Genomic DNA, 3222 nt, shown 5'->3' with positions numbered 1-3222 from the left:
CTCGCGCGCCTGCACGCCCGCCCCCACGATGGTCGCGACGCGCGCGTCCGGGCGCGCCAGCAGCCGCGCCGACAGCACCGCGGAAGCGGCCGTGCGGATGCCGGTGATGAAGGTGCCGTCCATCACGCACGAGGCCATGCCCGTCTCGGGCTCGAACAGCAGGATCATCGCGAGGTGGTTCGGCAGCCCGAGCGCGAGGTTGCCGTCGAAGACGTTGACCACCTTGATCGCCATCTGCATGCCCGGGCGCCATGCCGGCATCGCGAGCGAGAAGCCCTGGCCCGGCACCGTGAGCTCGGGCCGCGCCGGCGACTGCACCTCGCCGCGCGCCAGCGCGCGAAAGCCGTCCTCCAGGCCGTCGAGCAGTGCGCGCGGATCGAGCAGGCGCGCCACTTCGGCTTCGCTCAGCGTCATGACGCGGCGCGGTCCCTTCGCGATCTCGAACGCGGCAGGCTGGTTGCTCATGTGAATCTCCTTCATTGATGTGAAGGGGAATTCTGCGAAGCCGTCTTGCTTCGTTCAATTGATTCGTTCTGCGTTGACGTGAAGCAAACTCACTCCTAGGATCGCCAGCATGCCGCTGCCCCTGTTCCTGCTCACGAAGCTGCGCGCCTTCGAGTCGGTGGCCCGCCACGGCAGTTTCAAGCGCGCGGCCGAAGAGCTGCACGTCACCCAGTCGGCCCTGAGTCACCACGTGCGCCATCTCGAGACCGAGCTCGGCATGCCGCTGGTGCTGCGCTCGCACCGCCGCATCGAGCTCACGGCCGAGGGACGCCAGCTCTGCGCCGATTGCGCCCAGGGCTTCCAGGGCCTCGAGGCCGCGATCGACCGGCTGCGCCGCGCCGCGCGGCCCGACACGCTGACCTTGAGCGTCGCCCCGTACTTCTCGGCGCGCTGGCTCACGCCGCGCCTCGGGCGGCTCTGGGCGCGGCATCCGCGGCTCCACCTGCAGTTGCACCATGCCTACCAGCCCGCCGATTTCCTGCGCGATCCGGTCGATGCCGGCATCGGCTGGGGCGACGGGCGATGGCCCGGCGTCGAGGCCCGGCTGGTCGTGCCGGGCACGCTCACGCCCGTGTGCAGCCCGGCCTGCCTGGCCACGCTGCCGCGCAAGGCCAGGCCGCGCGACCTGCGCGGCCGCCGCCTGTTCCACGAGTTCGATGCCGCGCACTGGAGCGCCTGGTTCGCAACAGCGGGCGTGGACACGGGCGTGGACGCGGGCCCGCTCGACACCACCCGCATCGACGACTCCCACGCGCTGCGCCGCACCGCGCTCGACGGCCATGGCTTCGCGCTGTTCTTCACGGCGCTGGTGCGCGAGGACCTCGATGCCGGACTGCTGGTGGCGCCGTTCGCGCACACCGTCGATCCGGGAAGCGCCTACTACCTCGTGCGTCCCGCGGACCGCGCGCCGAGCGCGGCGCTGCAGTCGTTCACGCAGTGGCTCATGGACGAGGTGGCCAGCGCGCCCTTCGCCTGAGCACGGCGCGTCCCGCGGCGCGCGATGCGCCGCCCCTCAGCTCAGCACCAGCACGCCCGCGGGAAAGGTCCGCGCGACCAGATCGAAGCTGTGCTGGATCTGCAGCAGCGCGGTCTCGATGTCCGCCACCTTGATGCGCGCGGTCACGGTCTTCGCGCGCAGGGTTTCGCCCACCAGCAGCACGCGCCCGGGGCGATAGCGGTTGATCTCGTCGAGCACCACGGGCAGCGGCGTCTGCCGGAACACCATCTCGCCGCGGCGCCAGGCCGAGACGCCCTCGGGATCGACGTTGGCGATCTCGCTGATCATGCGGCCGTCGTACAGCGCCAGCTGCCGCGCCTGCAGCAGACGCCGGCCCGCGGGATGCTCCACGCCGACCTGGCCGTGCAGGCAGGTGACGCAGGTGCGCCCGTCGAGGTACCGGACCTCGAAGCCCGCCGCGCCGGTGGCGACGGCGCGGCCCGCGCCGGCCTCCACGCGGAAGCGCCTGGCCGCGTCCGAGACCTCGATCGCCGCCTCGCCGTCGAGCAGCTCGAGGCCCACGCTCTCGCCCTGGTCGCTGACCCGGCGCAGGCTGGTGCGGGTGTTCATCGTCACCCTCACGCGCTCCTCGAGCGACAGCTCGCGCTGCTCGCCCACGGCCGTGTGGTAGTCGGCGCCCCACTGTTCGGCGGCGGGCCACATGCCCAGCGGCGAATAGGCGACGATGCCCGCGACCGCGGCTCCGCCGAGCGCCGTGCCCAGGAAGGCGCGCCGGCCGAGCGGCGTGCGATTGAGCGTCCTGCGGTGGTGGCGCGCGGCCTCCGCGTTGGTGCTCAGCACGCTGCTCGCGGCCCGCTCGAGCAGCTGCCACTGGCGCGCGGCCTGCTGGAAGGCCGCGAGGTGCGCGGGATCGGCATCGCGCCAGTGCCGGAACGCCTGCGCCTCCCATTCGCTGACGCGGCCCGAACCCAGCTTGCGCACCCAGGCCTGCGCATCCTTGAGCACATCAGGCAGCTTGCCGCGATCGTCGGGTGTGGTCATTGCATCGATTTTCAAGCGGCCACCTCGGGCCGGGCGAAGGGCCGCGCGCCATTGCCGCGGCCGTCCTTCAGTACCAGACGATTGGCGGACCGCAAAACCGCTGAAAAAAATCGCACGGCCGTCATGCCGGCCTGCTACGGCTGCCGCAGCAGCCGCGCCGCGCAGTACTCCTGGGCCGCCTTGAGCTCGCTTTCGACGGTGCGCAGCGAGATCCCGAGGCGCTTGGCCACGTCGCGCTGCGGCCAGTGCTCCCAGCGCACCAGCAGCAGGATCTCGCGCCGGCGCGCCGGCATCTCGTCGAGCGCGGCCTTCAGCGCCTCGAGTTCGGAGCGCGCCTCGGCCACCTGGGCCGGACCCGGCGCGGGGTCGGGCATGACGGCCATCAGTTCCTGCACGTCCTCGGCCGACAGCATCCGGCTCTGGCTGCGCCGGATGTCGATGGCGAGGTTGACGCCCATGCGCACCAGGTAGGCCTGCGGATTGAGCACCGGGCCGGAGAGATGGCTGTCGCGCTGCAGGCGCAGCCAGATCTCGTGCAGGGTGTCGCCCGCCAGGTCGGGGCTGCCGAGCTGGATCGAGAGGCTCTGCTTGATCTGCGTGTAGCGCTGCACCAGCACGCTGCGCAGGATCGGCAGCACGTTGCCGGTCATGACGCGGCTCCGGCTTCGCAGGCGCGCCCCGCCACGCGCTCGCGCGGCAGGATGACCAGCAGCAGCGGC

General features: G+C 72.0%; 3 protein-coding genes and 1 pseudogene. 1 reads left to right on the top strand and 3 read right to left on the bottom strand.

The genetic code is table 11. The features are described 5' to 3' along the window. Window positions 1–465: pseudogene (locus AC27VN_RS36920) on the bottom strand (hypothetical protein); the annotation flags it as partial. A gap of 109 nt (window positions 466–574) precedes the next feature. On the opposite strand from AC27VN_RS36920, the gene AC27VN_RS36915 reads away from it, so the two are divergent. Next, a complete protein-coding gene (locus AC27VN_RS36915) occupies window positions 575–1480 on the top strand; it encodes a LysR substrate-binding domain-containing protein (RefSeq protein ID WP_490879850.1) in 906 nt (301 codons plus the stop codon). Window positions 1481–1516: 36 nt separating this feature from the next. Here the strand turns inward: AC27VN_RS36915 and AC27VN_RS36910 are convergent, their stop codons facing one another. After that, window positions 1517–2503, bottom strand: coding sequence for a FecR family protein (locus AC27VN_RS36910; protein WP_296787426.1), 987 nt, complete (start codon window positions 2501–2503; stop codon window positions 1517–1519). A gap of 134 nt (window positions 2504–2637) precedes the next feature. Continuing rightward, entirely contained in the window at window positions 2638–3153 is a 516-nt protein-coding gene (locus AC27VN_RS36905; RefSeq protein WP_296787427.1) for an RNA polymerase sigma factor, read from the bottom strand. Window positions 3154–3222: the final 69 nt, after the last annotated feature.

The organism is Variovorax sp. 20P10.2.4, assembly GCF_058244205.1.
The sequence above is the reverse complement of the archived record's forward strand: the minus strand, read 5'-3'. Positions and strand labels throughout refer to the sequence as shown.